This is a genomic window from Rhizobium sp. Root482 (assembly GCF_001426565.1).
In the GTDB taxonomy this organism is placed as follows: Bacteria; Pseudomonadota; Alphaproteobacteria; order Rhizobiales; family Rhizobiaceae; genus Pararhizobium.
Window position 1 is genome coordinate 322,404 of the sequence record NZ_LMFA01000001.1, and the last position, 24,750, is coordinate 347,153.

The following is a 24,750-nucleotide window of genomic DNA, read 5'->3' on the forward strand; positions in this document are numbered from 1 at the left end:
GGTTGATTTCCTTCAGGGAACACCTAGGCTCACTCAATGTAGTGAGAGGCGATCAGACAGAAATTTTTGTCCTGCCAGGCCGCCACGATCGGCATGGATCGGTCATCCCGGCCTGCCTCGATTGGTCGACGGGATGTTCGGGAGGTGCCGTTTCCGGCCATTCCGGATCCGGCTGCAACCGAGACTGGGAGGTCTTGAACATGATGAAGCTCCTCGCTTCCACGATGCTGGCGGCCGGCCTTTGGGCCTTCGCAGGCTCCGCGCAGGCTGCTGGTTGCGGCGAAGTCACTATTGCCGAAATGAACTGGGCATCCGCCGGCGTTACCGCCCATCTCGACAAATTCATCCTCGAAAAAGGCTATGGCTGCACCGCAACGCTGGTGGCCGGCGATATCGTGCCCACTTTTGCCTCGATGAACGAAAAGGGCCAGCCCGACATGGCGCCGGAAATGTGGGTCAGTTCATTGCGCGTCCCGCTTGCCAAGGCGGTCGAGGAAGGCCGATTGATCCAGGCGGCCAAGATCCTCAACGAGGGCGGGGTCGAGGGCTGGTGGATCCCGAAATTCCTTGCCGACGCCCACCCCGATATCAGGACGGTCCAGGACGCATTGAAACATCCCGACCTGTTCCCTGCACCAAAGGACGCCTCGAAGGCTGCCATTTACAATTGCCCCTCAGGCTGGAACTGTCATGTCTCCACAGCCAATCTCTATAGGGCACTCGGGGCCGAACAGCTGGGTTTCGAGCTTGTCGATCCGGGTTCCGCAACCGGCCTGGACGAATCGATCGCCAGTGCCTTCGAACAGAAAATCGGCTGGCTCGGCTATTACTGGGCGCCGACCTCCATTCTCGGCAGATACGACATGATCCGCCTGAGCTTCAACACCGAACACGACAAGGCGCAGTGGGACACCTGCACGGCGGTGCCGGACTGCCCGGACCCGAAGGTCAATTCCTATCCGACCTCCGACGTCTATACGCTGGTGACCAAGGCCTTTTCCGAAAAGGCCGGTGTCGCAATGGATTACGTGAAGAACCGCAACTGGGACAACAGCACTGTCAACAAGATCCTTGCCTGGATGGAGACCAACAAGGCAACGAACGAGGATGCGGCGCGCTATTTCCTGGAGACCTATCCGGACATATGGACAAAATGGGTCGCTCCGGGTGTCGCCGAGAAGATCAAGGCGGCGTTGTGATATCTGACCCGGATCGAGCGGATAGGCTGTAAGGGCGCTCCGCAAAGCGCGCTTTTTTTGATGAATTGCCGCCGATATCCCGCACGGCACAATCTCGGCCATTGCAATCACATAAAGATATCCTTATGTCTTTGTGAATCCATTCATCAGGAATCCGCCCATGACCGTGCATGCCAACCCGCTGTCCGACCTGCTTCATGCCAAGGGCGTGCTCCTCGCCGATGGCGCCACCGGCACGTCGTTGTTCGCCATGGGGTTGGAAGCCGGCGAGGCTCCGGAATTGTGGAACGAAACGCGGCCTGAAAACATCACCAAGCTGCATCAGGATTTCGTCGATGCCGGCGCCGATATCATTTTGACCAATTCCTTTGGCGGCACCCGCCACCGCCTCAAGCTGCACCATGCGCAGGACCGGGTTCACGAACTCAACCGGCGTGCCGCCGAAATCGCCCGTGCCGTTGCCGACAAGGCGCCGCGCAAAGTGATCACCGCCGGCTCGGTCGGCCCGACCGGCGAATTGCTGGTTCCGCTCGGCGCCATGACCTATGACGAGGCCGTCGATGCCTTCGCCGAGCAGATCGAGGGCCTGAAGGCCGGCGGCGCTGAAATCGCCTGGATCGAAACCATGTCGTCGCCGGATGAAATCCGCGCCGCGGCTGAAGCCGCCGTGAAAATCGGCATGCCCTATGTCTGCACCGGCTCCTTCGACACGGCCGGCAAGACGATGATGGGCCTCCACCCGCGCGACATGTTCGCCGTTGCCGGCGATATCGGAAACGGCCCGGTCGCTACCGGCGCCAATTGCGGCGTCGGCGCCTCCGACATCCTGTCCTCGCTTCTCGACATGACCGAAGCCAATCCGGAGGCGATTTTCGTCGTCAAGGGCAATTGCGGCATTCCGGAATTTCGCGGCTCGGAAATCCATTATTCCGGTACACCGCCGCTGATGGCCGATTATGCGCGGCTAGCCCGCGACGCCGGCGCAAAAATCATCGGCGGCTGCTGCGGCACCTCCTGCGAGCATCTGGCGGCGATGCGCGTGGCGCTCGATACCTATGTCCCCGGCGAACGGCCGACGGTCGAGACCATTGTCGAACGCATCGGCCCGATGCGGAACAAGACGGCCAACGAAACCCCGTCCGCCGCCCCACGCGAGCGCAGCCGCCGCCGCGGCTGAGACAAGGCCCTGCTCCCTACCGAGGCCGGAAACGCAAGCGTTTTCGGCCTTTATGCTTTGAGCGCCGCCTGGAAGAACCGGACATAGCCGTCCTTCAATCCCGGCCTGATGCAATCGGTCAGGAGAATGCAGAGACTGACGATCTGATCGAGATCCTGTTCCTGCTCGATCAACTGGCAGAGATAAACAACCGTCTCATCAAAGATTTCCGGTTGTTCGCGCACCTGCCGCAGGAAGCCCGCAAGCGTGACCCGAGCGTTCATCATCAGCACCTCGCGGCGCTGCTGCGCATCAAGGGGAAGAGATGGACGCAGGCTGAAGATGTGCAGGTCGAGAAACATCAGCAGCGCTGAGAAATTCTCCGCCGCCTCCGGCAGCCCCGCCTGCAGGAACAGGCTCTTCTTCATCGTGTCAAGCTGCCGCGCCTCCGCCCAGCGCCCCATGTCGTAGCGATAGAGCATGGAGGGATCGTGCAGCATCCGGCCGGCCGTAAACAGCGACAGGCACATGGCCCAGTCGCAATAGCCGCCATGTGTCGGATGCGCCGCATTGAAGAAGCTGATCAGCGGCAGGAACAGGCTGGTACGATATATGCTGTAATAAATGCTGTTATTGCCCTGCGCCTTGGCGCTGTATTCGGCCAGCCGGCCGGACGGCGACGGGGCGTCGATGGTGAAGGCCTCGCTGTGATGAACGCCGTCCTGCGCCGTCCATATTTCCGTCAGCGGCCTGACGCCGGCGACATCCGCTGGCAAGCCGGCAAGATCGATCGGCACGGCGCCATCGACGAGGTGAAGCTCGTCGTCATCCCCCATCGGCAGGACGAAGGGCGTATCGACCCGCGAGAGCGTGCTCATCCAGTTGCCCATGGCATCGCTGGCAGTTGACGAGATATGGGTGAGACTGGGCGATGACAGGCCTTCCAGGAAGGCTCGCTTTAAGGGATCGGCGGAATTGTCGGAGATGATCAGCCGGGCGCCCGTCCCTTGCGCATAGGCAAGCGCGCTTTCGATCGCCCCGCGTGAGCCGGCGAGATCGCGGTTGCTGGGCATGCAGATAGAGAGAAGTGGCATTGTCCTGTCCCGCTGGCAGCGCCATTGTCGGCTTGGTCCCTAATCCGTTCGGCTTGCGCTTGTCGATACACTAAGACTCGGCATGCCTGCGCCGGGCTGGCGCAAAGTCCGGCGCAAATCCAGTTCTGCTCCAGCGCCACCCTCTAAAACGGCACCAAGGCCCGACGCTGGACGACGGCGAAGGCATGACAGGACGATTACGGCGATCGACGGGAGCATTCATGAACGGAACCACGGCCACCCTATCCATGCGCGAGAATATTGCCGCCACGCTTTCCGCGCTCGGCGACAGCGAAAAATCGCATCTCCAGCTTTTGATGGAGAATCCCGCGCAGGACGAAAACCTGATCGAAGCCCTGCGTCACCATATAGATCTCGCCTCGAACGCCAGGCTGCTGAACTCGCTGAAACTCGAACGGCTTGGCGAATGGCTGGGTGCGAACGCCCCCAACCGGTTGCAGATCCGCCTGATGGAAACGTCGAAGTCGAGCCAGCACGCCGCCTACCAGGCTTTCCGCGCCGGACTTGTCCGGTCGGGCGGACTGGAAAAGGCTTATCCGAAGGCGTGACACCTCGCCCTCGGAAGATGCGGTCGATATCCCTCCAGGCGAGAGGACTTTTTTCTGCCCCGCCGTCATTCCCCCGAAAGGCTTTTGGCGAGCCGCACGAGGTTCAGGAATTCGGCGCGATAGCCGTAGATATCCGTGCCCCGGGCGCCCGAGGCAAGATCGATGATCGAACCGTAGGGATAGGCGGAGACGGCATCCGTGCCGCGCAGTTTCTGGCCGAAGGCCGCGACCGCCACGGAAAAGCGTACATCTTCGCCTGCTTTTTCCACGGACGGTACAAGATTGGCCTGGGTCACCGGCGTGGTGATGAGCGTGCTGGCATCGCCATCCGGCCGCTTGTAGCGGATCTTCAGGAAGGCCAATTCGCCCGATGAAGCCTGAGGATCGGCCTGGCCGGCGGGCTTCGTGCCATAACGCAGGTCGTCGTTGAGCGTCGCCGGACTTCCCGTCGGGGTGATCTCGTAGATGGCCGTGACCCGGTGGCCGGAACCGATATCGCCGGCATCGACCCTGTCATTGTTGAAATCCTCACGCTTCAGCGCCCGCGTCTCATAGCCGATCAGCCGGTATTCGGCGATCTCACCCGGATTGAACTCCACCTGGAATTTTACATCGCTCGCAATCGGAAACAGCGACGAACCCGCCTCCTCGACCAGGACCTTCCTCGCCTCCGACAGCGTGTCGATATAGGCCGCCGTGCCATTGCCGTTCTGCGCAAGCGTCTGCATCAGCGCATCATTGTAATTGCCGCGCCCGAAACCGAGCACCGACAGGAAAATGCCGCTTTTGCGCCTGGCCTCGATGTCCGCCTTCAGGTCTTCGTCGCTCGAGGGGCCGATATTGAAGTCGCCGTCGGTCGCCAGCATGACGCGGTTGACCCCACCCTTGACGAAGGCGCGCTCGGCCAGTTGATAGGCCGCCTCAAGCCCTTGGGCACCCGCCGTCGATCCGCCCGGCTGGAGCGTATCAATCGCCGACAGGATTTTTGCCTTGTCGCGGATGGCCGTAGGCTCCAGCACCGTACCGGCATTGCCGGCATAAGTGACGATCGACACCGTATCCTCCGGCTGCAGCTTTTCGACCAGAAGCCGGAAGGCGCTTTTCAAGAGCGGCAGTTTGTCCGGCTCGTCCATCGAACCGGAGACATCGATGAGGAACACGAGATTGGCGTGCGGCGCCTGGGCAGGCGTCAGGTCATAGCTCCTGATGCCCACATGCATCAGCCGCGTGTCCGGGTTCCACGGCGTCGGCAGAACGGTGACACTGGCCTTGAACGGCTCGGCCTCGCTGTCCGGCCCCGGCCAGTCATAGGGAAAATAATTGATCATCTCCTCGACGCGCACGCTGTCGCGATCCGGCATCCGCCCGGCCAGCAGCGATTTCCGCACGAAGGAATAGGAGGCGGTATCGACGTCGGCGGAGAAAGTGGACACCGGGTCGGTGGCGACGCTCCTGACGGGATTGGTCTCCACTTGAGCGAACCGACCGCGATTCTCTGCCTGATACGACAGGTCCGAATCCGGCCCCGGCGGTGGCATGATCTGCCCGACGGCGCCGCCGAAAGCCTCGGTCGTGACCGCGGAAGGCGACGGTGCGCGGAACTGCGTCCGGCGCGTGCTGGAGGCCGCTGCGTTCACTTCGGCCGCCTGTTCGCTGTCTGCTGCTCGTTCCTTTGCAAGTGCCGGGGTCTGTTTGTCGCCGGCGATGCTGTCTGCCACGGTATCGTTCTTCGGTTTAGCAGGTTCCGCTTTGGCCACCTGCTTCTCCACCGATGGATCCTTGGCTGCAATCTCGACCGGCAGTCCGCCACGCGTCAGTTCCAGCGTGAGAAAGCCGGCGGCGGGCACGACGATCAGCGTGGCAAGTGCCGAGCCTGCGAGAAATTTCCTGTTCATGACGGCGCTCCATAGCCTGTTGAGGATGGAGCTTCGACGCCGGTCGGCAGCCGTTCCTTGGGTTCGCCGCGAATTATCTTCGGCCTCGTCGAAAGCCGCCATCGCAGCGGAAAGGGCTTTCGCCCGCGCCTGCGGCGATGGCGGTGGTGCAGTCATCCGGCCAAGTTTGTTCAATTCGTCGTTCATCACACCATCTCCCTGCCGAGCAGGATCTTCAGGCGCTTGCGCGCCTCGTGCACATGCCAGGATATCGTCGCCTCCGCGCATCCAAGCACATCGGCCGCCGCCGCATGGCTTAATCCCTCGCCATAGACGAGCAGGACGGCATCGGACTGTTTTTCCGGAAGCTGCCGGACCGCTTCCCACAAAGCCTCGATCTGGCCCTGATCGTCATGGACGACGGCGCTGGTGGGATCGGTGAGAAAGCGCGCGACCTGCCGGCGCTCCCGCGACTGGCGCCTTTGCTGATCGCGCACTGCGTTCAGCGTCAACGTATAGAGCCAGGTACGAAAGCGGCTCGCGCCGCGAAAGGCCCGGATGGCACCACCGAGCCTGGCGCACACGGTCTGGGCGATATCCTCCGCGTCATCGACATTGCCGGACCAGCGCCAGGCGACGGAATGGACGAAATCATAATGCCGTTCGACAAGCAGGCCGAAGGCATCCCGATCGCCCTGCCGCGCCCTTTCGATCAAATCCTCGTCCAATATATCCGCCCGGTCCGTTGCCAACTGCTGTTCTGACGTCCGCCGTTGTCCGATCCTTGGGTGCGGATATCGATTATTTTCCGGAGCCGGGAATTTTTCGCGTCACGGCGATGATCGGCCCCATCGGATGGGCGCCATCGTAGCGGTTCAACGAGGGCGCAAACAGGCTCGAAATGGAGCCGTCGAGAAAGAGTGCGTTCGGGCAATCGAGCCGATCGGCAAACAGGGTGGCGAAATCGTGGAAGCGCACCGGTTCGAGCGAAATCGCAAAGACCGCCATGCCGTCGCGCGCCACGCCGACGCCGTTGCGGATCTGCAGGCTGTCGCTGTGCGGCAGGAAGGCGGGATGCAGGGCGCCATCGATCACCAGCATCGGGCCGGATTGCGTGGCGAAATCCGGCCTGATCGACGCTGCCGCATAGGCCTCGGTTTCCATCACCCCTGCCCGCTTGCCCTGAAGGAAGAAAACGCCGTTCGGCTTCAGATAGAAATTACCCCAGCTCTGGCCGCGCGCCAAAGGCTTGGCCTCGGTGCCCTCCGTCACCAGCAGGCCGACGGAGGTGAGATCGCTTTCATACATGCCGCCGTTCATGGCGAACTCGAGATATTCGCCCTCCTGCCGCAGATCACGCGCCAGGGCTTCGAAGCCGCCATGGGGAAGCCCGTCCCTACCCCGGTGATGAATGCGGATATCGCTAACGGCCGGATCATAGCTGCAGACGGCATACGGCTGCGCCAGATGCGTCACCGTGCGGCAGGCGGCGGCAGCGTCCCCACCAAAAACAACAGATGCGGCCATGACCACTCCAATGCCTGCATTGCGAACCATGCCCGCTCCCTTTGATAACGCCGAACCTGCCCGCCGACAGCAGCAAAATCGGGGCAGAACACCTAGATATCAAGCGCGGCCATGTGAAAACGCAATTGTTCGTCGGGATATCGATATCCGGCCCCGAACGGGCAGGCATTGCGGGACGCGCATCCGGCGTTCATGCAGCCGGCCTGTCCCTGCTGTGTCTTCAGATGATTTCGGCAGGCCGCCACGCCAAATCCCGAGAGAAATATCGCATTCGCCGGACAGGCCGAAAGGCAGGGTTTGTCGGTGCAGCGGGCGCAGGGATGATCTTTCGCTGCAACCGCCCCCGAGGGCAGCACATGATCGAAGCCCAGCGCGCCGCGATATCCGTGCCACAGTCCATAATCCGGATGGATGAGGATGCCGAGCGGCGAGGCCCGCAGGCCTTCCGCGCGCATCGCCCATTGCTGGAATGGCTGAAAGGGCGGATCGGATGGAAAATACGCCGTTGCACCCAATATTTGTGCCACGGGCTCGATCACCGCCTTGGACCAGCAATCGAGCGGATTGTCCACGCCCTGGCCAACATCGGCCCGCCAGCGCGCGAAGGCCGGCCAGAGGGAGCCACCAACATTGCCGATCAGGACCACGCTTCTGGCTGGCCGGCCGTTTTTCAATGACGGTGCCGCTTCGCCCTCCGAAAAAACGACAATGCCGCGCAAAAAAACTCCGTGCGGCGCAAGCACCGCACGGAGTGTGTTCAAGACATCATCGGGCGATGCCACGGGACCGGTCATTTCGGTTTCGGTCCATGCCTGTCATAATGTGGGCGCCAGACTTCTTTCTGGATGAAATCTGCTACCTGCGCCGCTCCGCCTTGCTCCCTGGCTTGTTCGGGCTCTCTTCAAGTGAAGGCGTCGGGCATCGAATCCTTCTTCTTTGCAATGTAGTCAAGGAGCGCGGCATCGATCGCCGGGTCGAGCGGAGGATTTTCATAGTGCTCCAGCCAGCTGCGGGCCAGTGCATTGGCGCGCTGTTCCACCCGCTTCTCGCCCTCGATTTCCCATTGTTCGAAGGAATTGTTGTCGGCCAGCGCCGAACGGTAGAAGGCCGTCTGGAAATTGGCCTGGGTATGGGCGCAGCCGAGATAATGGCTGCCGGGACCGACTTCGCGGATGGCGTCGAGCGCCTGAGCGTTTTCCGAGAGATCTATGCCTTCGGCCATCTTCTGCATCATGCCGAGCTGGTCCTGGTCGATCATGAACTTCTCGTAGGAACTGACGAGACCGCCTTCCAGCCAGCCGGCTGCGTGAAGCACGAAATTGGTGCCGGCAAGCAGCGTCATGTTGATCGTGTTGGCCGATTCGTGTGCTGCCTGGGCATCGGGAACCTTGGAACCGCAGAGCGAACCGCCGGTTCGGAACGGCAGGCCGAGACGCCGCGCGAGCTGGGCCGCGCCATAGGAAACCAGCGACGGCTCCGGCGTTCCAAAGGTCGGCGCGCCCGACTGCATGGAAATCGAGGCCGCAAACGTGCCGAACAGCACCGGCGCGCCCTTACGGATCAACTGGGTGAAGGCGGCGCCGGCCAGCACTTCGGCCAGGATCTGCGTCAAGGTTCCCGTCACCGTCACCGGGCTCATGGCACCGGAAAGAATGAAGGGCGACACGACGCAGGCCTGGTTGTGACGGGCATAGACTTTTAGCGCACCCACCATGGTTTCATCGAAAACCATCGGCGAATTGGCGTTGATCAGGTTCAGCGTGACACAATTGTTCTCGACGAAGTCGTCGCCAAAGACGAGCTTGGCCATGGCGATCGTGTCTTCTGCCCGTTCCGGCGCCGTGACCGAGCCCATGAACGGCTTGTCGGAATATTTGATATGGCTGTAGACCATGTCGAGATGGCGCTTGTTGACCGGAATATCGACCGGCTCGCAGACCGTGCCGCCGGAAGAATGAATCGACGGCGCCATATAGGCGAGCTTCACGAAATTGCGGAAATCCTCGATCGTCGCATAGCGGCGCACGCCCTCGAGATCGCGTACGAAGGGAGGGCCGTAGACCGGCGCGAAGACCGTCGCCTTGCCGCCGATCTGAACATTGCGCTCCGGATTGCGCGCATGCCAGGTGAAACTGGACGGCGCCGTCTTCAGGAGTTCGCGACACAGGCCCTTGGGGAAATGCACCCGCTCGCCCCGAACGTCCGCGCCGGCTTCCTTCCACAGAGCCAACGCCTCGGCGTCGTCGCGGAACTCGATGCCGATCTCTTCGAGGATCAGGTCGGCATTGGCCTCGATCAGGCTCAGGCCTTCCTCGTCGAGGACTTCGTATTCGCGAATCTTGCGGGTGATGTAGGGAAGCGAAGGACCGGCGCCGCCACCGGTGCGGGACGCGCGTCTGGCGGCGGCCCCCCGGCTCTCTCCGCGCGAGCGGCGCGCGCCGCTTTCTTCCTTCTGTTCCGTCAGTTCAGTCATGTCAAATCCTCTCCAACGCATCGTCTGCGCCTGTAATCGAGCCTATGCTACCAAGCCGTGGCATCGGAACGCTTCTCAATGCGCCAACAGGTGGCGCAACTCGAACACGATGACGCGCCCGCCGGCTGCCGTCCCGACAGTCGGCGGCAACTGGCGGGACCGCTCGTTTCTCTTGCGATATCATGTTTTTTATCGGCTTTGGCAGATGAAATATTGTTTTCATCAGCCGTCTCCGGCTAGGAGCGGATATCGCCACGCCGCCGTCGTTTTTCATCGCCTGCGACGTCGCTTTCGAAAAGAGCTTTTGGCTGCAACAAAGCTAAGTATAGTGCGTCCGTCCGGGAGATTGCCCCGGCAGCGCCTGGAACCGAGGAAACCCATCATGGCAGACGACGAAATCATTCTCGAGGATCTTTCCGACGAAGAACTCGTGCAGCAGATGCACGATGACCTTTACGACGGCCTGAAAGAGGAAATCGAGGATGCGACCAAGATCCTTCTGGCGCGCGGCTGGGTCCCCTATGATGTCCTGACACAGGCCCTGGTCGAAGGCATGCGGATCGTCGGCGTCGATTTCCGCGACGGCATCCTGTTCGTTCCGGAAGTGCTGCTCTCGGCCAACGCCATGAAGGCCGGCATGTTCATCCTGCGGCCGCTTCTTGCCGCGACCGGTGCCCCCAAGCAGGGCAAGATGGTGATCGGCACCGTCAAGGGCGATATCCACGACATCGGCAAGAACCTTGTGGGCATGATGATGGAGGGCGCCGGCTTCGACGTTATCGATCTCGGCATCAACAATCCGGTCGAAAACTATCTCGATGCCATCGAGCGCGAAAAACCCGACATTCTCGGCATGTCCGCCCTTTTGACCACGACCATGCCTTACATGAAGGTCGTGATCGACACGATGAAGGAAAAGGGCATGCGCGACGATTACGTCGTTCTGGTCGGCGGCGCGCCGCTCAACGAGGAATTCGGCAAGGCCGTCGGCGCCGACGCCTATTGCCGCGATGCCGCGGTCGCGGTCGAAACCGCCAAGGACTTCATGAAGCGCAAGCACAATCAGATGTCCGGCGCCTGACCGGACTGACCAAACAACGCAAAACCGGCCGCGCTGATGATTTGCGCGGCCGGTTTTCCTATATCAGGGATAGACCTTAGTTGGCGGCTCTTTCGACGTTGCGCCCCGCATCCTGCGTTGCGTCCACTGCGTTGGCCGTGTCGGCGCCCATGCCGCGGATCGTATTGCCGCAGGAGGCGAGCGTGGCGACGGAGAAGAGGACGATACCGAGCGTGGCGAGTGTTCTGGCTGTCATTGCTGGAGTTCCTTACGCTTGTGACAGGTAAATCGGCGGGGAAGAAAGATCTTCGGCTATGGAACGCACGAAAGCGAAAAAAGTTCACGTCATCGGCTGCGGCGCGATCGCCCGGGAAATCCTCGCCATCTGCGAAGCCAACAAGCTCGGCCATATCGAGCTGAGCTGTCTGCCGGCGATCTGGCACAACACGCCCGAAAAAATCACCCCCGGCATCAAGGCTGCGATCGACAAGGCCCGCGCCGAGGGCTTCACCCGGATCTTCGTCGCCTATGCCGATTGCGGCACCGGCGGATTGCTCGACAAGCTTTGCGAAGAAGAGAAGGTGGAGCGCATTGCCGGCCCCCACTGCTATTCCTTCTTTGCCGGCAATGCTGCCTTCGAAGCCAGCTGGGACGATGACTTCACATCCTTCTTCCTCACCGATTTCCTTGCCCGCCAGTTCGAGGCCTTCGTCATCGAACCGCTTGGCCTCGATCGCCATCCGGAACTGCGCGACATGTATTTCGGCCACTACAGGAAACTCGTCTACCTCTCGCAGGTCGAGGACGAGGCACTGCAGGAAAAGGCCCGCCGGGCGGCGGAATTGCTCGGCCTTGCCTATGAATATCGGTTTACCGGCTTTGGCGACCTGAAGCCGGCATTGCTTGGCGTGTAAGCGCGATGGAAACCATCTGTTAGCCTTGCGCGAATTTTGCGATCACGACAGCAAGCGATTTAAGCGCCTTGTAAAGGCTCTCCGTCAAACTCCCGCCAACAAAGACAATAAGGTGACGGGGATGATGGACAGTTTTGCGACGGCGACGGGAAGAAAAGACGCCCACGGCCACCCGCAGCAGCTTTCGCAGCTTTTGCGCAACCTGGCGCTCGATGCCGGCCCGAAGATCACCCTGCGCGACCTGGCGATCGCCATGGAAGATCGGTCGTTCGGCGCTTTCCTCGTCGTCTTCGCGCTGCCGAACCTCATTCCGCTGCCGCCAGGCGCCACCTTCATTCTCGGCCTTCCGTTGATCTTCGTCGCCTGGCAGATGCTGGCCTCGCGCCGCACCCGGCTCTGGCTGCCGCAGCGGATGGGCGATTATGCCTTTGAAAACCAGACCTTCTTCGTCTTCGTCAACCGCATCTCGCCCTGGCTTCAGCGGGCCGAAAGCCTGATCCGGCCGCGCGGCTGGTTTCTCGGCAGCCGCTTCTGCGAGCGTCTCGTCGGACTTCTGGCGCTCGTGCTGGCGGTCGTCATCTTCCTGCCGATACCCTTCGGCAACTGGCTGCCGGCCTTCGCGCTCGCCGTCATCGGCTTTGCCCATACGGAGCGAGACGGCCTGGGCCTCGTCGCCGGTGCACTGATCGGCATCGTGTCGCTGGCGGTCGCCTTCAGCGTCATCGCGGCCGCCGGCGCACTTCTGGCCTTTCTCGTCTAGGCGGCAGTTCCATGTCAGACACCAATGCGCGGAGCGGTCCGGTCCTGATCGTGACGGCAGGCGGGCAGAACCCGAATATCCTCATCAACGCGCTCCATGGCAGCTTTGCCGACGTTGTCGTGCTGCGGGAAAAACCTGAATCGAAGGCGGTCTTTTTCAGCCGCCGCATGCGCAAGCTTGGCCTTGTCACGACAATCGGCCAGTTCGCCACCATGATCGCCTCGAAATTCGGCAAGAGGTTTACCGGGAAGCGCGCCGCCGAAATTCTTCGCGACCATGGCGCAGACGACCGGGACAATCCGGAAGTGCAGATGATCGCGACAGATTCCATCAATACGCCGGCGGCGATTGCGCAGATTCGCAAGCTTTCCCCGGCCGTCGTCCTCCTGGTCAGCTGCCGTATGCTGAAGCGCGAAACGCTCGCCGCCATGCCCTGCCCCGTCCTCAATTTCCATGCGGGCATCACACCACACTATCGCGGCCTGATGGGCGGATACTGGTCACGCATAAACGACGACGAGGCGAATTTCGGGGCGACGGTGCATCTGGTCGATCCGGGCGTCGATACCGGCGATATCCTCTATCAGGCGCGCATGCGTCCTTTGGGAGGCGACACCATGCACACCTATCCGTTGCTGCAGACGGCGGCATCCGTCGAGATCGTCACGCGCGCGGTCGAGGATGCCCTGTCGGGTGATCTGCGGCCGCAACCCTGCCTCGGCCCGTCCCAGCAATGGTATCATCCTCCTGTCTGGACCTGGTTGTGGAATGGCGTTACCCGGGGCATCTGGTAGTTATATTTACGCACAGGGCGCCGGGTCGCTTTTGAGCATGCCGCGCGTCGTGCCAAGGTGAGCCATGACGCGCCAGGATGCGCATTGTCCCGCGAGAGGAGACTTCTGGCAAATGGCAGACCGCATCATCGTTTACTGGCGCGATATTCCCGCACAGGTCATCATCAAGCAGGGGCGCAGGACCGCCAAGCGCGAGCTGAGCCTGCGCTTCACCGAGGCGATAGACATGTGCGCCATGCGCACCGGCGCCGCCGACAGCGGCGATTACCTGGCGGAATGGCGCAAGGCCGAACCGACCCCCGTCTCCGACGATCTCGAGGCCGAAGCCGACAAGGCGGCGGCGGAACTCGAGGCGACCTATGACCGGGAGCGGCTGGTGGCGCTGGTCAAATCCGGCGGCAAAGACAATGGCTGATCCGAAGCCCGGAAACGCAGCCTCCGCCAAGAAGGCGGCGACAGGCGCCTATACGCCGTCCAGCGTCTCGCCCAACCGCCGCGGCCAGCGCAGCTATACGATCCGCCTCTGGGCGATACGCCACTCACGCTTCTTCGAATGGTTCTATCACCGCTTCGCCCGGGTCTTCCTGCTGTTGCATCCGCTGTGGAAGGCGATCGGCTATGCCCGCGTGGAGGCGCCGGTCACATTCGTCGAGCGCCACGTCAAGGGCCTTTTGTTCGACTGTCGCATGTGCGGCCAGTGCGTGCTTTCATCGACCGGCATGTCCTGCCCGATGAATTGCCCCAAGCAGTTGCGCAACGGCCCCTGCGGCGGCGTGCGCGCCAACGGCAATTGCGAGGTCGAGCCGGACATGCCCTGCGTCTGGGTCAAGGCCTGGGAAGGCTCGCGCAACATGGCCGGCGGCAATGCCATCATGAACGTGCAGAAACCGGTCAACCAGTCGCTGCGCGAAACCTCCTCCTGGCTACGCGTGACCGCGCAGGCCGCCGAAGCCCGCGAAGCAGCGGCAGCCGTATCGAAGGACGCTTGACGCATGGCGCATATCGACGAAAACCCGCTGGGGCGCCATCTGCCGCTTGATCCGGTGCCCGGCCATTCCTCGCGCGGCCGCCTCGAACGCGTGCTGCGACGCGGCGAATTCGCCGTCACCGCCGAGCTCAATCCGCCCGACAGCGCCGATCCCGAGGACGTCTACGAGCGGGCGGCGATCTTCGAAGGCTGGGTCGATGGCATCAATGCCGTCGATGCCTCCGGTGCCAATTGCCATATGTCCTCGGTCGGCATCTGCGCGCTTTTGACCCGCATGGGCTATGCGCCGATCATGCAGATCGCCTGCCGCGACAAGAACCGCATCGCCATCCAGGGCGATGTTCTGGGCGCCGCCGCCATGGGCGTCGCCAATATCATGTGCTTGACCGGCGACGGCGTCCAGGCCGGCGACCAGCCTGGCGCCAAGCCCGTCTTCGACCTCGACTGCATGTCGCTGCTGGAAACCGTGCGGATCATGCGCGACAACGGCAAGTTCCTGTCCGGCCGCAAGCTCACGACGCCGCCGCAGGTGTTTCTCGGCGCCGCCATCAATCCCTTTGCGCCGCCCTACGATTTCCGTCCCCACCGGCTCGGCAAGAAGATCGAGGCCGGCGCGCAATTCGTCCAGAGCCAGTATTGCTTCGACGTGCCGATGTTCCGCGACTACATGACGAGGGTGCGCGACCTCGGCTTCGACGAACAATGCTTCATCCTCGTCGGCGTCGGCCCGCTCGCCTCCGCCAAGACCGCCAACTGGATCCGCAACAATGTGCCGGGTATCCATATTCCCGACGCGATCATCAAGCGGCTGGAAGGTGCGCAGGACCAGAAGAAGGAAGGCAAGCAGCTCTGCATCGACATCATCAATGAGGTGAAGGAGATCAAGGGCGTATCGGGCGTGCATGTCATGGCCTACCGGCAAGAGGAATATGTCGCCGAGATCGTCCACGAATCGGGCGTCCTTAAGGGCCGCACCCCCTGGACTCGCGAATCCAATCCGGGCGACGGCCGCGTCGCCGAAAGGCTCGACGCATTGAAGGGCGGCAAGACGGAAAACCAGGAACAGATGGCCGAGGTCGCCGCCCAGCAATCGCATTGACCCCAGCAATCGCATTGACCAATGCCAACAGACAAATTGGGCGCAGCCGCCTGAACGCCTTTGACAAACCACGCCGGCGCGCTACGAACAATACGCGCTCCACCGACCCCAAGGATCAGACATGACCCGCACTATCGTCGCCTCCGCCACCCGCGAGATCATCATCGGTTTCGACCAGCCCTTCTGCGTCATCGGCGAACGCATCAATCCGACCGGTCGCAAGAAGCTGGCGGCCGAAATGATCGTTGGCAATTTCGAGACCGTCATCAAGGACGCGCTGGAACAGGTCGCCGCCGGCGCCACCATGCTCGACGTCAATGCCGGCGTCACCTCCGTCAATCCGAACGAGACCGAACCGGGCCTGCTCGTCCAGACGCTGGAGATCGTTCAGGGTCTCGTCGACGTGCCGCTGTCGATCGACAGTTCGGTCACCGCCGCCATCGAGGCGGCCCTGAAGGTCGCCAAGGGCCGGCCGCTGGTGAACTCCGTCACCGGCGAGGAGGAAAAGCTCGAGGCCATCCTGCCGCTGGTCAAGAAATACGACGTTCCGGTGGTTGCCATCTCCAATGACGAGACCGGCATTTCCATGGACCCGGATGTCCGTTTCGCGGTCGCCAAGAAAATCGTCGAGCGCGCCATGGACCATGGCATCAAGCCGCATGATATCGTCGTCGATCCGTTGGTCATGCCGATCGGGGCGCTGGGCGATGCCGGCCGCCAGGTCTTTGCGCTGCTGCACCGGTTGCGCAACGAATTGAAGGTCAACACCACCTGCGGCCTCTCCAACATCTCCTTCGGCCTGCCGCACCGCCACGGCATCAATGCCGGCTTCATCCCCATGGTGATCGGCGCCGGCATGACCTCGGCGATCATGAACCCCTGCCGCCCGCAGGAAATGGAAGCCGTGCGCGCCGCCAATGTGCTGAACGGCACCGACCAGAATTGCGGCAACTGGATCATGACCTATCGCGATCACAAGCCGGCCGAAGGCGGCGCTGCCACCGCGGCATCCGCTCCCGGCGCCTCGAGCGGCCGCCGCGGTGGACGGGCGGGACGCGCCGGCGCCGGCGCAAAGGTGGAATGACCACCGTATCGAAATAGGCTCGCCGCTCCACCTGGCGGATGGGTCTATGGTGTGAAACAGCGCTGGGATGAAGGAGAGACGAATCTCCGGACATCCCGGCCGACGGGATTTTGATCGGTCACCCTGCAAAAACGGCAGGGTGATCTTTGCATGTCGGAAACCGGACAATGTTGCCGACAGGGCGGGTGCAGTCTGGCGACGGACGGCTTTGTAAGGGAAGATGGAAATGCGTACTGATGGCTCTGCCGGAAACGATGCCCACATGACCGAAGTCACAGGCAAGGATCCCCTCGTCCTCTTCATGCCGTCGGGCAAGCGCGGCCGCTTTCCTGTCGGCACGCCGGTGCTCGATGCGGCGCGCTCGCTCGGCGTCTATGTCGAAAGCGTCTGCGGCGGCCGGGCGACCTGCGGCCGTTGCCAGATCTCCGTGCAGGAGGGCAATTTCGCCAAGCACAAGATCGTCTCCTCGCTCGACAATATTTCCGCCAAGGGACCGAAGGAGGAGCGCTACGAGAGCATTCGCGGCCTGCCGGAAGGCCGCCGCCTCTCCTGTTCCACCCAGATCCTCGGCGATCTCGTCGTCGATGTGCCGCAGGATACCGTGATCAATGCGCAGGTCGTGCGCAAGGCCGCGACCGACCGGGTGATCGAGCGCAATGCCGCCGTCCAGCTCTGCTATGTCGAGGTCGACGACCCCGACATGCACAAGCCGCTCGGCGATCTCGACCGCCTGAAGGTCATGCTGGAACGGGACTGGGGCTGGAAGGACCTGCTGATCGCCCCGCATCTCATTCCGCAGATTCAGGGCATCCTGCGCAAGGGAAACTGGGGCGTCACCGCCGCGATCCATCGCGACATGGATTCCTCCCGTCCCTTCATCGTCGCGCTTTGGCCCGGGCTTAAGAACGAGGCCTACGGCATCGCCTGCGATATCGGCTCGACGACCATCGCCATGCACCTCGTCTCGCTGCTCTCCGGCCGCATCGTCGCTTCCTCCGGTACGTCCAACCCGCAGATCCGCTTCGGCGAGGACCTGATGAGCCGGGTCTCCTACGTGATGATGAACCCGGACGGACGCGAAGCCATGACCAAGGCGGTGCGTGAGGCCGCCAACATGCTGATCGGCAAGGTCTGCGAGGAAGGCCAGGTCGACCGGCACGACATCCTCGACATGGTCTTCGTCGCCAACCCGATCATGCACCACCTGTTCCTCGGCATCGACCCGACCGAGCTTGGTCAGGCACCGTTCGCATTGGCCGTTTCCGGCGCGCTTCAATATTGGGCACATGAGATCGACATCGACGTCAATCGCGGCGCGCGGCTCTATATGCTTCCCTGCATTGCCGGCCATGTCGGTGCCGACGCCGCCGGCGCGACGCTGGCCGAGGCGCCTTACAAGCAGGACCGGATGATGCTGCTCGTCGATGTCGGCACCAATGCCGAGATCGTACTCGGCAACAGCGACCGCGTCGTCGCCGCCTCCTCGCCGACCGGGCCTGCCTTCGAGGGCGCGGAAATTTCCTCCGGCCAGCGCGCGGCCCCTGGTGCCATCGAGCGTGTACGCATCGATCCCGAGACGCTGGAGCCGAAATTCCGCGTCATCGGCGTCGACAAATGGTCCGACGAGGACGGGTTTGCAGAGGCTGCGGCATCGGTCGGCGTTACCGGCATCTGTGGTTCGGCGATCATCGAGGTCGTCGCCGAAATGTATCTCTGCGGCATCATCTCGCAGGACGGCGTCGTCGATGGCAGCATGGCCGCAAGAAGCCCGCGCATCCTCGAGAACGGCCGCACCTTCTCCTATCTCGTCCATGACGGACAGCCGCGGATTACCGTGACGCAGAACGACGTGCGCGCCATCCAGCTTGCCAAGGCGGCCCTTTATGCCGGCATCAAGCTCCTGATGGAAAAGCTCGGGATCGATCACGTCGATACGATCCGCTTCGCCGGCGCCTTCGGCTCCTTCATCGATCCGAAATATGCCATGGTACTCGGCCTTATCCCCGATTGCGACCTTGCCGAGGTGAAGGCTGTGGGCAATGCCGCCGGCACCGGCGCGCTGATGTGTCTCCTCAATCGCGGCCACCGCCGCGAGATCGAGCAAATGGTCAGCAAGATCGAGAAGATAGAGACGGCACTTGAATCAAAATTTCAGGAGCATTTCGTCTATGCGATGGCGCTTCCCAACAAGGTCGATGCCTTCCCGAAGCTCGCCCAGGTTGTCACGCTGCCGGAGCGCAAGGTTCTGGCCGACGACGGCGGCGATGGGAGCGGCAGACGCAGGCGTCGCAGTCGCGACTGACGCTGGAAAACCCCGGGAACCAAATGACCACGGTGGCGTTCTTGCGTCACCGTGGATCAGACAATTTCTCACATCTCGAAACAGAAGACGATCAAGCTGCGCGCGCCCGACAAGGAGCAGACGCCAGGCGAACTCGTCTATCTTTCTAGCCTCGACGAAGGCATTATCCGCACGCCCGGCAAGCGCGGCTTCCTCTACCATGCCCCCGATGGGCAGCGGATCACCGACCGGACAGAGCTTGACCGGATCGCCGCCCTAGCCATCCCACCCGCCTATACGGATGTCGTGATCTCGCCCGATCCGAACACGCATCTGCAGGCGACGGGGCGGGACGTGCGCGGGCGCAAGCAGTATCGCTACCATCCCGACTGGTCCGCCGAGCGCGGCCAAACCAAATTCGCGCAATTGCCGGATTTCGCCGCCCGGCTTCCGAAAGTCCGCGAGCGGGTCGATGCCGACCTTAGGCTGCGCAAGCCGGGCATGGACAAGGCGCTGGCCACCGTCGTCTGGCTTCTCGACAATCTGTTCATCCGCATCGGCAATGCGGCCTATGCCCAGGAAAACGGCTCCTATGGGCTGACGACGCTGCGCGACCGCCATGTGAAGATCGACGGCTCCAGCGTCCATTTCAATTTCAAGGGGAAATCCGGCAAGGAATGGCGCCTCAGCCATACCGACCGGCGCATCAGCAAGGCGATCCGGATGCTGCAGGATTTGCCGGGCCAGCAATTGTTCCAATATCTCGACGAGGATGGCCGGCGCCATCCGATCCGATCGCAGGACGTAAATGCCTATATCCGCGAGGCCTGCGGCACCGACTTTTCCTCACGGCAATTTCGCACCTGGGGCGCCACACGCATGGCGGCGACGCGGCTGGCGGCCATCGAGCCGGGCGACAGCGAGCGTGTCCTCAAGCAGCAGGTCAACAAGGTCGTGGACGAAGTGGCCGCCCGCCTCGTCAACACCCGCGCCGTCTGCCGCTCCTCCTATATCCATCCCCAGGTCTTCGAGGATTTTGCCAGCGGCACGCTTTCGGGCCTTCTGAAATTGCGGCCGAGCCGCAGCGAGACCCTGACCCGCTGGATGGATGAGGATGAGATCAGGGTTCAGCGCTGGTTGAAGAAAACTGGCGCCTGAGCCTTCCTCTCGTCTAAGATTATTGCAGCCCAACAAAGGCGGTGCGCACATGCTCGGCGACCGCCAGTACCGGCGCCGAGGCGTTCTCGACCACCTGCAGTCCAATATTGTAATGCCCGAGTTCCGGCAGGCCTTCGGCGTCACCGAGTGCCACCAGGTCTCCCTGGACGAGGTAACGGGGCAAGGGCGCAATGGCGAGATCGGCCTGAATGGCCGCACGCTGTCCGGTCGTATGGGCGCTGAGAAACGCCACGCGGAACTTGCGGCCGCTGCGGTTCAGCCGTTCCACCGCATCGGCGCGCCAGACGCAGCCATCTTCCCACATCGAGACCGGCAGCGGTTCGCGCGTATGCGCCGTGCCGCATTTCGTCCCGGCCCAGACCAGTTTCTCGGCCACCAGGATTTCGCCGCCGCCGGTGTTGTCGCCCGCCATGCTGTTGAAGATGGCGATATCCATGCGGTGTTCCTCGACGCGCTTGCGCATGGTGATGCTGTTGCCGATCGTCACATCGACGGTCACGTTCGGATAGGATTCGGAAAAGTTCTTGAGCACTTCCGGCAGGATGCGCTCGCCGATATCCTCCGGCGCGCCAACCTTGACGACACCGTTCATGTCCGGCAGCAGGAAGCGCGAGACGGCCTCGTTGTTGAGCGCCAGCAAGCGCCGTGCAAAACCGAGCAGTACCTCGCCCTTCGGCGTCAGCGAAACAGAGCGCGCATCGCGCAGGAAGAGTACGCAGCCGAGCATCTCCTCGAGCTTCTTGATCTGCATCGAGACCGCCGAGGGCGTCCGGTAGACGGTTTCGGCCGCCGTCGTGAAATTGCCTGTCTCGGCGATGGCGACGAACGTCTTCAGGACGTCCAGTTCGAGAAGCGGAAGGACGTGCCGCAGCATCACGTTCATGGGGGGCTCCTAGATCAAATTTTCTGACTTATAGCTTGATACCATTTCGTTTGATTGAACTTCAAACCGGCCCGATAGTCAAGTTGCAAGCACGAAAAATGCGATGAAAGGAGCTTTCGATGTCTCTGCAACACAGTGTAACAACACCACTCAAAGATGCGGCTCCAGGCTCCATGAGCCTCTCCTCGGCGATGCGTCGGATATTTTCTCCATTGGTGCGAGACGTGAGAGACAGCTACCGCACCCACAGGATCATGGAAGCACGCAAGGCGACCCAGCGCGAAATCTCCGCCTTGCCCGGCAATCTGCAGGAGGATCTGGCTTTCGAAGACGGTACGGTTGTCGGCACCAGATGGCTATGAACCGCACCTTGCACGCCCACTCTCCACCTCCTCTTGGAAACAGCGGCGTTGACGGCTAAGCTTGCTGCAGCGGCCAATGCGGTCGCCAAGTTGGGTGGAGCGTTGCAGTCGTGAAATATCGCCTTGGCCTGGTGTTGTTCCTGGCGCCGCTCATGTTTTATGCCGTGGTGTTCCAGGGCGGCGCGCTGGCAACCCGCAATTCCATGAACGAAGCCTCCCTGCAGGCGGGCTCGGCGCTCCGTCTGGCGGTCTCGGCACTCAGCGGTCATCTCAGCCGCTACGAGCCCCTTCCCGCGCTGATCGCCGATCATGCCGATATCAAGGCCCTGATCCGCCGACCGGATGATGACAGGCTGCGCCGCGGGGCCAACATCTATCTGAAAAGCATCAACACGCTGCTGGAATCCTCCGATGTCTATGTGATGACGATGGATGGAAACACCATCGCCGCCAGCAATTTCGACGGGCCGGCAAGTTTCATCGGTCAGAATTTCAGCTATCGGCCCTATTTCCAGGATGCCGCCGAGGGGCGCCAGTCACGCTTCTACGCGCTCGGGACCACCTCGCTGAAGCGCGGCTACTACTTCGCCTCGCCCATCCGCGCCGAAGGTCGGATCGGCGGCGTCATCGTCTTCAAAGTGGATATCGATTCGATCGAGACCTCGTGGCGCGGGGGCGAGTACAAGATCTTCGTCTCTGATCCCGAAGGCATCATCTTCATGACCGGCAGCCCGGAATGGCTCTATTCCGGCATATTGCCGCTGGATCATGCCCGCATTGACCGCACCCAGGCATCGCGCCGCTATGCCGAGGCCGAACTCAAGCCGCTGCCGATCGCCCGTAGCCGGCTGGACGATCATTCGCTGGTGACTACGGCCGACGGCCGCGAATATCTCGTCCTGTCGCACTACATGCCGCAGGCTGACTGGACGGTGAACGTACTGATGGACACCGCCTCCGCACGCACCCAGGCGCGCACCATCGTCGTTGCCGTGGTCCTCTTCCTCTGCCTGGCAGGCCTGGCGCTGGCGATCTTCCTGCAGCGCCGGGCCCGCCTGGCAGAGCGCATGCGCATGCAGGCCGAGGCTCGCAACGAGCTGGAGCGCCGGGTCGAGGAGCGGACCGCCGATCTTGCCCTGGTCAACCGGCGCATCGAGCTCGAAATTGCCGAACGGCGACTGACGGAGAAGGAATTGCGCAAGACTCAAGCCGACCTGATCCAGGCCGGCAAGCTGGCGGGCCTAGGACAGATGTCGGCGGCCCTCTCCCACGAACTGAACCAGCCGCTGGCCGCCGCCAAGACCTATGCCGACAGCGCCGCCATGCTGATCGATCGCGAACGCACCGAGGAAGCGCGCGACAATATACGCCGCATCTCCGGCCTGATCGACCGCATGGCCTCCATCAGCCGCCATTTGCGAAATTTCGCCCGCAAGCCGAACGAGAAATTCGGCCCCGTGGCGCTGACCGACGTAATGGCGGACACGCTCGATATCGTCTCGGCGCGCCTGAAGGCGGCCGATGCCGATGTCGAGATCGCGCCCTTTGACAGGATGATGGTGAAGGCCGGCTCGGTCCGCCTGCAGCAGGTGCTCGTCAACATCATCAGCAATGCGGCCGACGCCGTCGAGGGCCTTCCCGACCGGCGCATACATATCGCCGCCGAACGCCACGGCGCAAAGACGATCCTGAAAATCCGCGATCACGGCCCCGGCGTGCCGGCCGCCATCGCGGAGCGCATATTCGACCCCTTCTTCACCACCAAAGGCGTCGGCAAGGGGCTCGGGCTCGGGCTTTCCATATCCTACAATATCGTCAAGGATTTCGGCGGCAGCCTATCGGCTTCCAACCACCCCGATGGCGGCGCCGTTTTCAGCGTCGAACTCCAGGCGGCGACAGCGCTGCGGGAGGCGGCCGAATGAGCGATGCCCGCGTGCTTCTCTGCGACGACGAAGAGGAAATGCGGCGCTCCACCACGCAGGCGCTGGAACTGTTCGGGCTGGATGTCGAGACCTTCTCCAGCGCCGAACACGTGCTGGAACTGATCGGCTACAGCTTTTCCGGCATCGTGATCAGCGATATCCGCATGCCCGGCATGGATGGCATGACCCTTTTGCAGCGCATCCGCGAGGTCGATGCGGAAATTCCGGTTATCCTCGTCACCGGCCACGGCGACGTGCAGCTTGCGGTCAAGGCGATGCGCGAGGGCGTCTATGATTTTCTCGAAAAGCCCTTTACCGCGGAGCATCTGGCCGCCATTGCCCGCCGGGCGCTCGACCGGCGCAGCCTCGTGCTCGAAAACCGCCGGCTGAGGGCCGTCGCGGGAAAGCGCGACGATATCGAGGCAAGGCTGCCCGGGCGCACCCAGGCCATGGTCGATCTGCGTTACCGCCTGCGCGCCATCGGCGCCTCGGACGCCGACACGCTGATCATCGGCGAGACCGGCGTCGGCAAGGAGGTCGTCGCCCGCGCGCTGCATGATATCAGCATCCGCGCCGACCGGCCGCTGGTCGCCATCAATTGCGCCGCCCTGCCGGAAAATCTCATCGAGAGCGAACTGTTCGGCCATGAGGTCGGCGCCTTTCCCGGCGCCCTTCGTCCGCGCTACGGCAAGTTCGAACATGCCCGCGGCGGCACGATCCTGCTCGACGAGATCGGCTCCCTTCCCTACGACCTTCAGGCAAGGTTCCTGCGCGTGCTGCAGGAGCGGGTGATTTCAAGGCTCGGCTCCAACGAAATCGTGCCCCTCGACGTCCGCTTCATCGCCACGAGCAAGGCCGATCTGGAGGCGGAAGTCGCCGCCGGCCGGTTTCGTGCGGATCTGTACTACCGGTTGAATGTCGCGACCTTGCGCGTTCCCTCATTGGCGCAGCGCAAGGCCGATATCCCGCTCCTGTTCCTGCAATTGGTACGGGAAGCATCCGCCCGTTATGCCCGCAATGACATCGATGTCCCCCCGGACCTGGTGGCCGAGATCGCCGAACAGAGCTGGCCCGGCAATGTCCGCGAACTGCGCAACGCCGCCGACCGTCTCGTGCTCGGTCTTGACCTCAAGCCGGAGGATATCCCGGCTGCCTCCGGGTCGCAGCGGCTGGCCGAAAAGGTCGCCGCCTTTGAGCGCGGTGTCATCGCAAGCGCGCTTGCCGCCCATGGCGGCAGCCTGCGACCGGTCTATGAAATGCTGGGGATTTCCCGCAAGACGCTCTACGAAAAGATGCAGAGATACGGCCTCGACAAGAAGATGGCTTTCACCGACGACCTTTCCTGATCCCGAATGGGCGGAATTCCACTCATCGCCAAACGCATTTGTTTCGAATCCTACCCATGCTGCGCTCGATGATCTCAGGAAAATCCATCAGCCGCATGTTAGCGGTTGCGCCATGATGGGTCGGCGCCAAAAATAAAGGACCCAGAAACGGCGCGGGAGGAGCTGCGTCGGCTGGCCATATTTATC

Annotated in this window: 24 protein-coding genes; 16 read left to right on the forward strand and 8 right to left on the reverse strand. The window is 62.3% G+C overall.

Annotated elements, in window-relative coordinates:
* The first annotated feature begins 200 nt into the window (after positions 1-200).
* Positions 201-1,199, forward strand: a complete 999-nt coding sequence (locus tag ASD31_RS01365; RefSeq protein ID WP_056328355.1) for an ABC transporter substrate-binding protein — start codon at positions 201-203, stop codon at positions 1,197-1,199.
* A 160-nt stretch (positions 1,200-1,359) separates the two neighbouring features.
* Complete coding sequence (bmt, locus tag ASD31_RS01370; RefSeq protein WP_056328357.1) at positions 1,360-2,376, forward strand: betaine--homocysteine S-methyltransferase; 1,017 nt, start codon at positions 1,360-1,362, stop codon at positions 2,374-2,376.
* Between the two features lie 50 nt (positions 2,377-2,426).
* Here the strand turns inward: bmt and ASD31_RS01375 are convergent, their stop codons facing one another.
* Positions 2,427-3,449: a hypothetical protein gene (locus ASD31_RS01375; RefSeq protein WP_156392459.1), complete on the reverse strand. Its 1,023-nt coding sequence runs from the start codon at positions 3,447-3,449 to the stop codon at positions 2,427-2,429.
* A 248-nt stretch (positions 3,450-3,697) separates the two neighbouring features.
* On the opposite strand from ASD31_RS01375, the gene ASD31_RS01380 reads away from it, so the two are divergent.
* The gene (locus ASD31_RS01380) at positions 3,698-4,018 is read left to right on the forward strand and encodes a hypothetical protein (RefSeq protein WP_156392483.1); all 321 of its coding nucleotides are present in this window, start codon (positions 3,698-3,700) and stop codon (positions 4,016-4,018) included.
* 65 nt (positions 4,019-4,083) lie between these two features.
* Here the strand turns inward: ASD31_RS01380 and ASD31_RS01385 are convergent, their stop codons facing one another.
* From ASD31_RS01385 to ASD31_RS01405, 5 genes are all read right to left on the reverse strand, one after another.
* The gene (locus ASD31_RS01385; protein ID WP_056328364.1) at positions 4,084-6,099 is read right to left on the reverse strand and encodes a vWA domain-containing protein; all 2,016 of its coding nucleotides are present in this window, start codon (positions 6,097-6,099) and stop codon (positions 4,084-4,086) included.
* Positions 6,099-6,620 (reverse strand): RNA polymerase sigma factor, encoded by a 522-nt coding sequence (locus tag ASD31_RS01390; RefSeq protein WP_056328366.1) that lies wholly within the window; start codon positions 6,618-6,620, stop codon positions 6,099-6,101. The genes ASD31_RS01385 and ASD31_RS01390 overlap by 1 nt, the downstream gene beginning before the upstream one ends.
* A gap of 73 nt (positions 6,621-6,693) precedes the next feature.
* The gene (locus ASD31_RS01395; protein WP_244483726.1) at positions 6,694-7,419 is read right to left on the reverse strand and encodes a phosphodiester glycosidase family protein; all 726 of its coding nucleotides are present in this window, start codon (positions 7,417-7,419) and stop codon (positions 6,694-6,696) included.
* 92 nt (positions 7,420-7,511) lie between these two features.
* The gene (locus ASD31_RS01400) at positions 7,512-8,213 is read right to left on the reverse strand and encodes a 4Fe-4S dicluster domain-containing protein (protein WP_056328370.1); all 702 of its coding nucleotides are present in this window, start codon (positions 8,211-8,213) and stop codon (positions 7,512-7,514) included.
* Between the two features lie 107 nt (positions 8,214-8,320).
* Complete coding sequence (locus tag ASD31_RS01405; RefSeq protein WP_056328372.1) at positions 8,321-9,892, reverse strand: trimethylamine methyltransferase family protein; 1,572 nt, start codon at positions 9,890-9,892, stop codon at positions 8,321-8,323.
* Positions 9,893-10,274: 382 nt separating this feature from the next.
* Between ASD31_RS01405 and ASD31_RS01410 the strand changes: the two genes are divergently transcribed.
* On the forward strand, positions 10,275-10,973 hold the full coding sequence (locus ASD31_RS01410) for a corrinoid protein (RefSeq protein WP_056328374.1): 699 nt from the start codon (positions 10,275-10,277) through the stop codon (positions 10,971-10,973).
* 76 nt (positions 10,974-11,049) lie between these two features.
* On the opposite strand, the gene ASD31_RS01415 is transcribed toward ASD31_RS01410, so the two are convergent.
* Positions 11,050-11,208 (reverse strand): entericidin, encoded by a 159-nt coding sequence (locus tag ASD31_RS01415; RefSeq protein WP_056328375.1) that lies wholly within the window; start codon positions 11,206-11,208, stop codon positions 11,050-11,052.
* A gap of 58 nt (positions 11,209-11,266) precedes the next feature.
* Between ASD31_RS01415 and ASD31_RS01420 the strand changes: the two genes are divergently transcribed.
* The 9 genes from ASD31_RS01420 to ASD31_RS01460 all read left to right on the forward strand — a co-directional run bounded on the left by ASD31_RS01420 (position 11,267) and on the right by ASD31_RS01460 (position 20,030).
* Positions 11,267-11,866: a DUF1638 domain-containing protein gene (locus ASD31_RS01420; protein ID WP_056328377.1), complete on the forward strand. Its 600-nt coding sequence runs from the start codon at positions 11,267-11,269 to the stop codon at positions 11,864-11,866.
* Between the two features lie 121 nt (positions 11,867-11,987).
* The gene (locus ASD31_RS01425) at positions 11,988-12,626 is read left to right on the forward strand and encodes an exopolysaccharide biosynthesis protein (RefSeq protein WP_056329276.1); all 639 of its coding nucleotides are present in this window, start codon (positions 11,988-11,990) and stop codon (positions 12,624-12,626) included.
* Positions 12,627-12,637: 11 nt separating this feature from the next.
* Positions 12,638-13,420, forward strand: a complete 783-nt coding sequence (locus tag ASD31_RS01430) for a formyl transferase (protein ID WP_056328379.1) — start codon at positions 12,638-12,640, stop codon at positions 13,418-13,420.
* 112 nt (positions 13,421-13,532) lie between these two features.
* Entirely contained in the window at positions 13,533-13,835 is a 303-nt protein-coding gene (locus ASD31_RS01435; RefSeq protein WP_056328380.1) for a virulence factor, read from the forward strand.
* Entirely contained in the window at positions 13,828-14,409 is a 582-nt protein-coding gene (locus tag ASD31_RS01440) for a methylenetetrahydrofolate reductase C-terminal domain-containing protein (protein WP_056328382.1), read from the forward strand. Before ASD31_RS01435 ends, ASD31_RS01440 begins: the two co-directional genes overlap by 8 nt.
* Positions 14,410-14,412: 3 nt before the next feature.
* Positions 14,413-15,507 (forward strand): methylenetetrahydrofolate reductase, encoded by a 1,095-nt coding sequence (locus ASD31_RS01445; RefSeq protein WP_056328384.1) that lies wholly within the window; start codon positions 14,413-14,415, stop codon positions 15,505-15,507.
* Positions 15,508-15,628: 121 nt separating this feature from the next.
* The gene (locus ASD31_RS01450) at positions 15,629-16,591 is read left to right on the forward strand and encodes a methyltetrahydrofolate cobalamin methyltransferase (RefSeq protein WP_056328385.1); all 963 of its coding nucleotides are present in this window, start codon (positions 15,629-15,631) and stop codon (positions 16,589-16,591) included.
* Positions 16,592-16,853: 262 nt separating this feature from the next.
* On the forward strand, positions 16,854-18,893 hold the full coding sequence (locus ASD31_RS01455; RefSeq protein ID WP_056328387.1) for an ASKHA domain-containing protein: 2,040 nt from the start codon (positions 16,854-16,856) through the stop codon (positions 18,891-18,893).
* A gap of 51 nt (positions 18,894-18,944) precedes the next feature.
* Positions 18,945-20,030 (forward strand): DNA topoisomerase IB, encoded by a 1,086-nt coding sequence (locus ASD31_RS01460; protein WP_056328389.1) that lies wholly within the window; start codon positions 18,945-18,947, stop codon positions 20,028-20,030.
* Positions 20,031-20,049: 19 nt separating this feature from the next.
* Here ASD31_RS01460 and ASD31_RS01465 read toward each other — a convergent pair whose 3' ends face one another.
* Positions 20,050-20,934: a LysR family transcriptional regulator gene (locus tag ASD31_RS01465; protein ID WP_056328391.1), complete on the reverse strand. Its 885-nt coding sequence runs from the start codon at positions 20,932-20,934 to the stop codon at positions 20,050-20,052.
* Positions 20,935-21,158: 224 nt separating this feature from the next.
* Between ASD31_RS01465 and ASD31_RS25715 the strand changes: the two genes are divergently transcribed.
* From ASD31_RS25715 to ASD31_RS01475, 3 genes are all read left to right on the forward strand, one after another.
* Complete coding sequence (locus ASD31_RS25715) at positions 21,159-21,296, forward strand: hypothetical protein (RefSeq protein WP_156392461.1); 138 nt, start codon at positions 21,159-21,161, stop codon at positions 21,294-21,296.
* Between the two features lie 152 nt (positions 21,297-21,448).
* Complete coding sequence (locus ASD31_RS01470) at positions 21,449-23,218, forward strand: sensor histidine kinase (RefSeq protein WP_274534247.1); 1,770 nt, start codon at positions 21,449-21,451, stop codon at positions 23,216-23,218.
* Complete coding sequence (locus ASD31_RS01475; protein WP_056328392.1) at positions 23,215-24,564, forward strand: sigma-54-dependent transcriptional regulator; 1,350 nt, start codon at positions 23,215-23,217, stop codon at positions 24,562-24,564. The genes ASD31_RS01470 and ASD31_RS01475 overlap by 4 nt, the downstream gene beginning before the upstream one ends.
* The last annotated feature ends 186 nt before the right edge of the window (positions 24,565-24,750 follow it).

Excerpts from the sequence above, each read along its gene's own strand:
- ASD31_RS01365 (WP_056328355.1), top strand. The coding sequence starts at position 201 with ATGATGAAGCTCCTCGCTTCCACGATGCTGGCGGCCGGCCTTTGGGCC.
- bmt (WP_056328357.1), top strand. The coding sequence starts at position 1,360 with ATGACCGTGCATGCCAACCCGCTGTCCGACCTGCTTCATGCCAAGGGC.
- ASD31_RS01375 (WP_156392459.1), bottom strand. The coding sequence starts at position 3,449 with ATGCCACTTCTCTCTATCTGCATGCCCAGCAACCGCGATCTCGCCGGC.
- ASD31_RS01380 (WP_156392483.1), top strand. The coding sequence starts at position 3,698 with ATGCGCGAGAATATTGCCGCCACGCTTTCCGCGCTCGGCGACAGCGAA.
- ASD31_RS01385 (WP_056328364.1), bottom strand. The coding sequence starts at position 6,099 with ATGAACGACGAATTGAACAAACTTGGCCGGATGACTGCACCACCGCCA.
- ASD31_RS01395 (WP_244483726.1), bottom strand. The coding sequence starts at position 7,419 with ATGGCCGCATCTGTTGTTTTTGGTGGGGACGCTGCCGCCGCCTGCCGC.
- ASD31_RS01400 (WP_056328370.1), bottom strand. The coding sequence starts at position 8,213 with ATGACCGGTCCCGTGGCATCGCCCGATGATGTCTTGAACACACTCCGT.
- ASD31_RS01405 (WP_056328372.1), bottom strand. The coding sequence starts at position 9,892 with ATGACTGAACTGACGGAACAGAAGGAAGAAAGCGGCGCGCGCCGCTCG.
- ASD31_RS01410 (WP_056328374.1), top strand. The coding sequence starts at position 10,275 with ATGGCAGACGACGAAATCATTCTCGAGGATCTTTCCGACGAAGAACTC.
- ASD31_RS01415 (WP_056328375.1), bottom strand. The coding sequence starts at position 11,208 with ATGACAGCCAGAACACTCGCCACGCTCGGTATCGTCCTCTTCTCCGTC.
- ASD31_RS01420 (WP_056328377.1), top strand. The coding sequence starts at position 11,267 with ATGGAACGCACGAAAGCGAAAAAAGTTCACGTCATCGGCTGCGGCGCG.
- ASD31_RS01425 (WP_056329276.1), top strand. The coding sequence starts at position 11,988 with ATGATGGACAGTTTTGCGACGGCGACGGGAAGAAAAGACGCCCACGGC.
- ASD31_RS01430 (WP_056328379.1), top strand. The coding sequence starts at position 12,638 with ATGTCAGACACCAATGCGCGGAGCGGTCCGGTCCTGATCGTGACGGCA.
- ASD31_RS01435 (WP_056328380.1), top strand. The coding sequence starts at position 13,533 with ATGGCAGACCGCATCATCGTTTACTGGCGCGATATTCCCGCACAGGTC.
- ASD31_RS01440 (WP_056328382.1), top strand. The coding sequence starts at position 13,828 with ATGGCTGATCCGAAGCCCGGAAACGCAGCCTCCGCCAAGAAGGCGGCG.
- ASD31_RS01445 (WP_056328384.1), top strand. The coding sequence starts at position 14,413 with ATGGCGCATATCGACGAAAACCCGCTGGGGCGCCATCTGCCGCTTGAT.
- ASD31_RS01450 (WP_056328385.1), top strand. The coding sequence starts at position 15,629 with ATGACCCGCACTATCGTCGCCTCCGCCACCCGCGAGATCATCATCGGT.
- ASD31_RS01455 (WP_056328387.1), top strand. The coding sequence starts at position 16,854 with ATGACCGAAGTCACAGGCAAGGATCCCCTCGTCCTCTTCATGCCGTCG.
- ASD31_RS01465 (WP_056328391.1), bottom strand. The coding sequence starts at position 20,934 with ATGAACGTGATGCTGCGGCACGTCCTTCCGCTTCTCGAACTGGACGTC.
- ASD31_RS01470 (WP_274534247.1), top strand. The coding sequence starts at position 21,449 with ATGTTTTATGCCGTGGTGTTCCAGGGCGGCGCGCTGGCAACCCGCAAT.
- ASD31_RS01475 (WP_056328392.1), top strand. The coding sequence starts at position 23,215 with ATGAGCGATGCCCGCGTGCTTCTCTGCGACGACGAAGAGGAAATGCGG.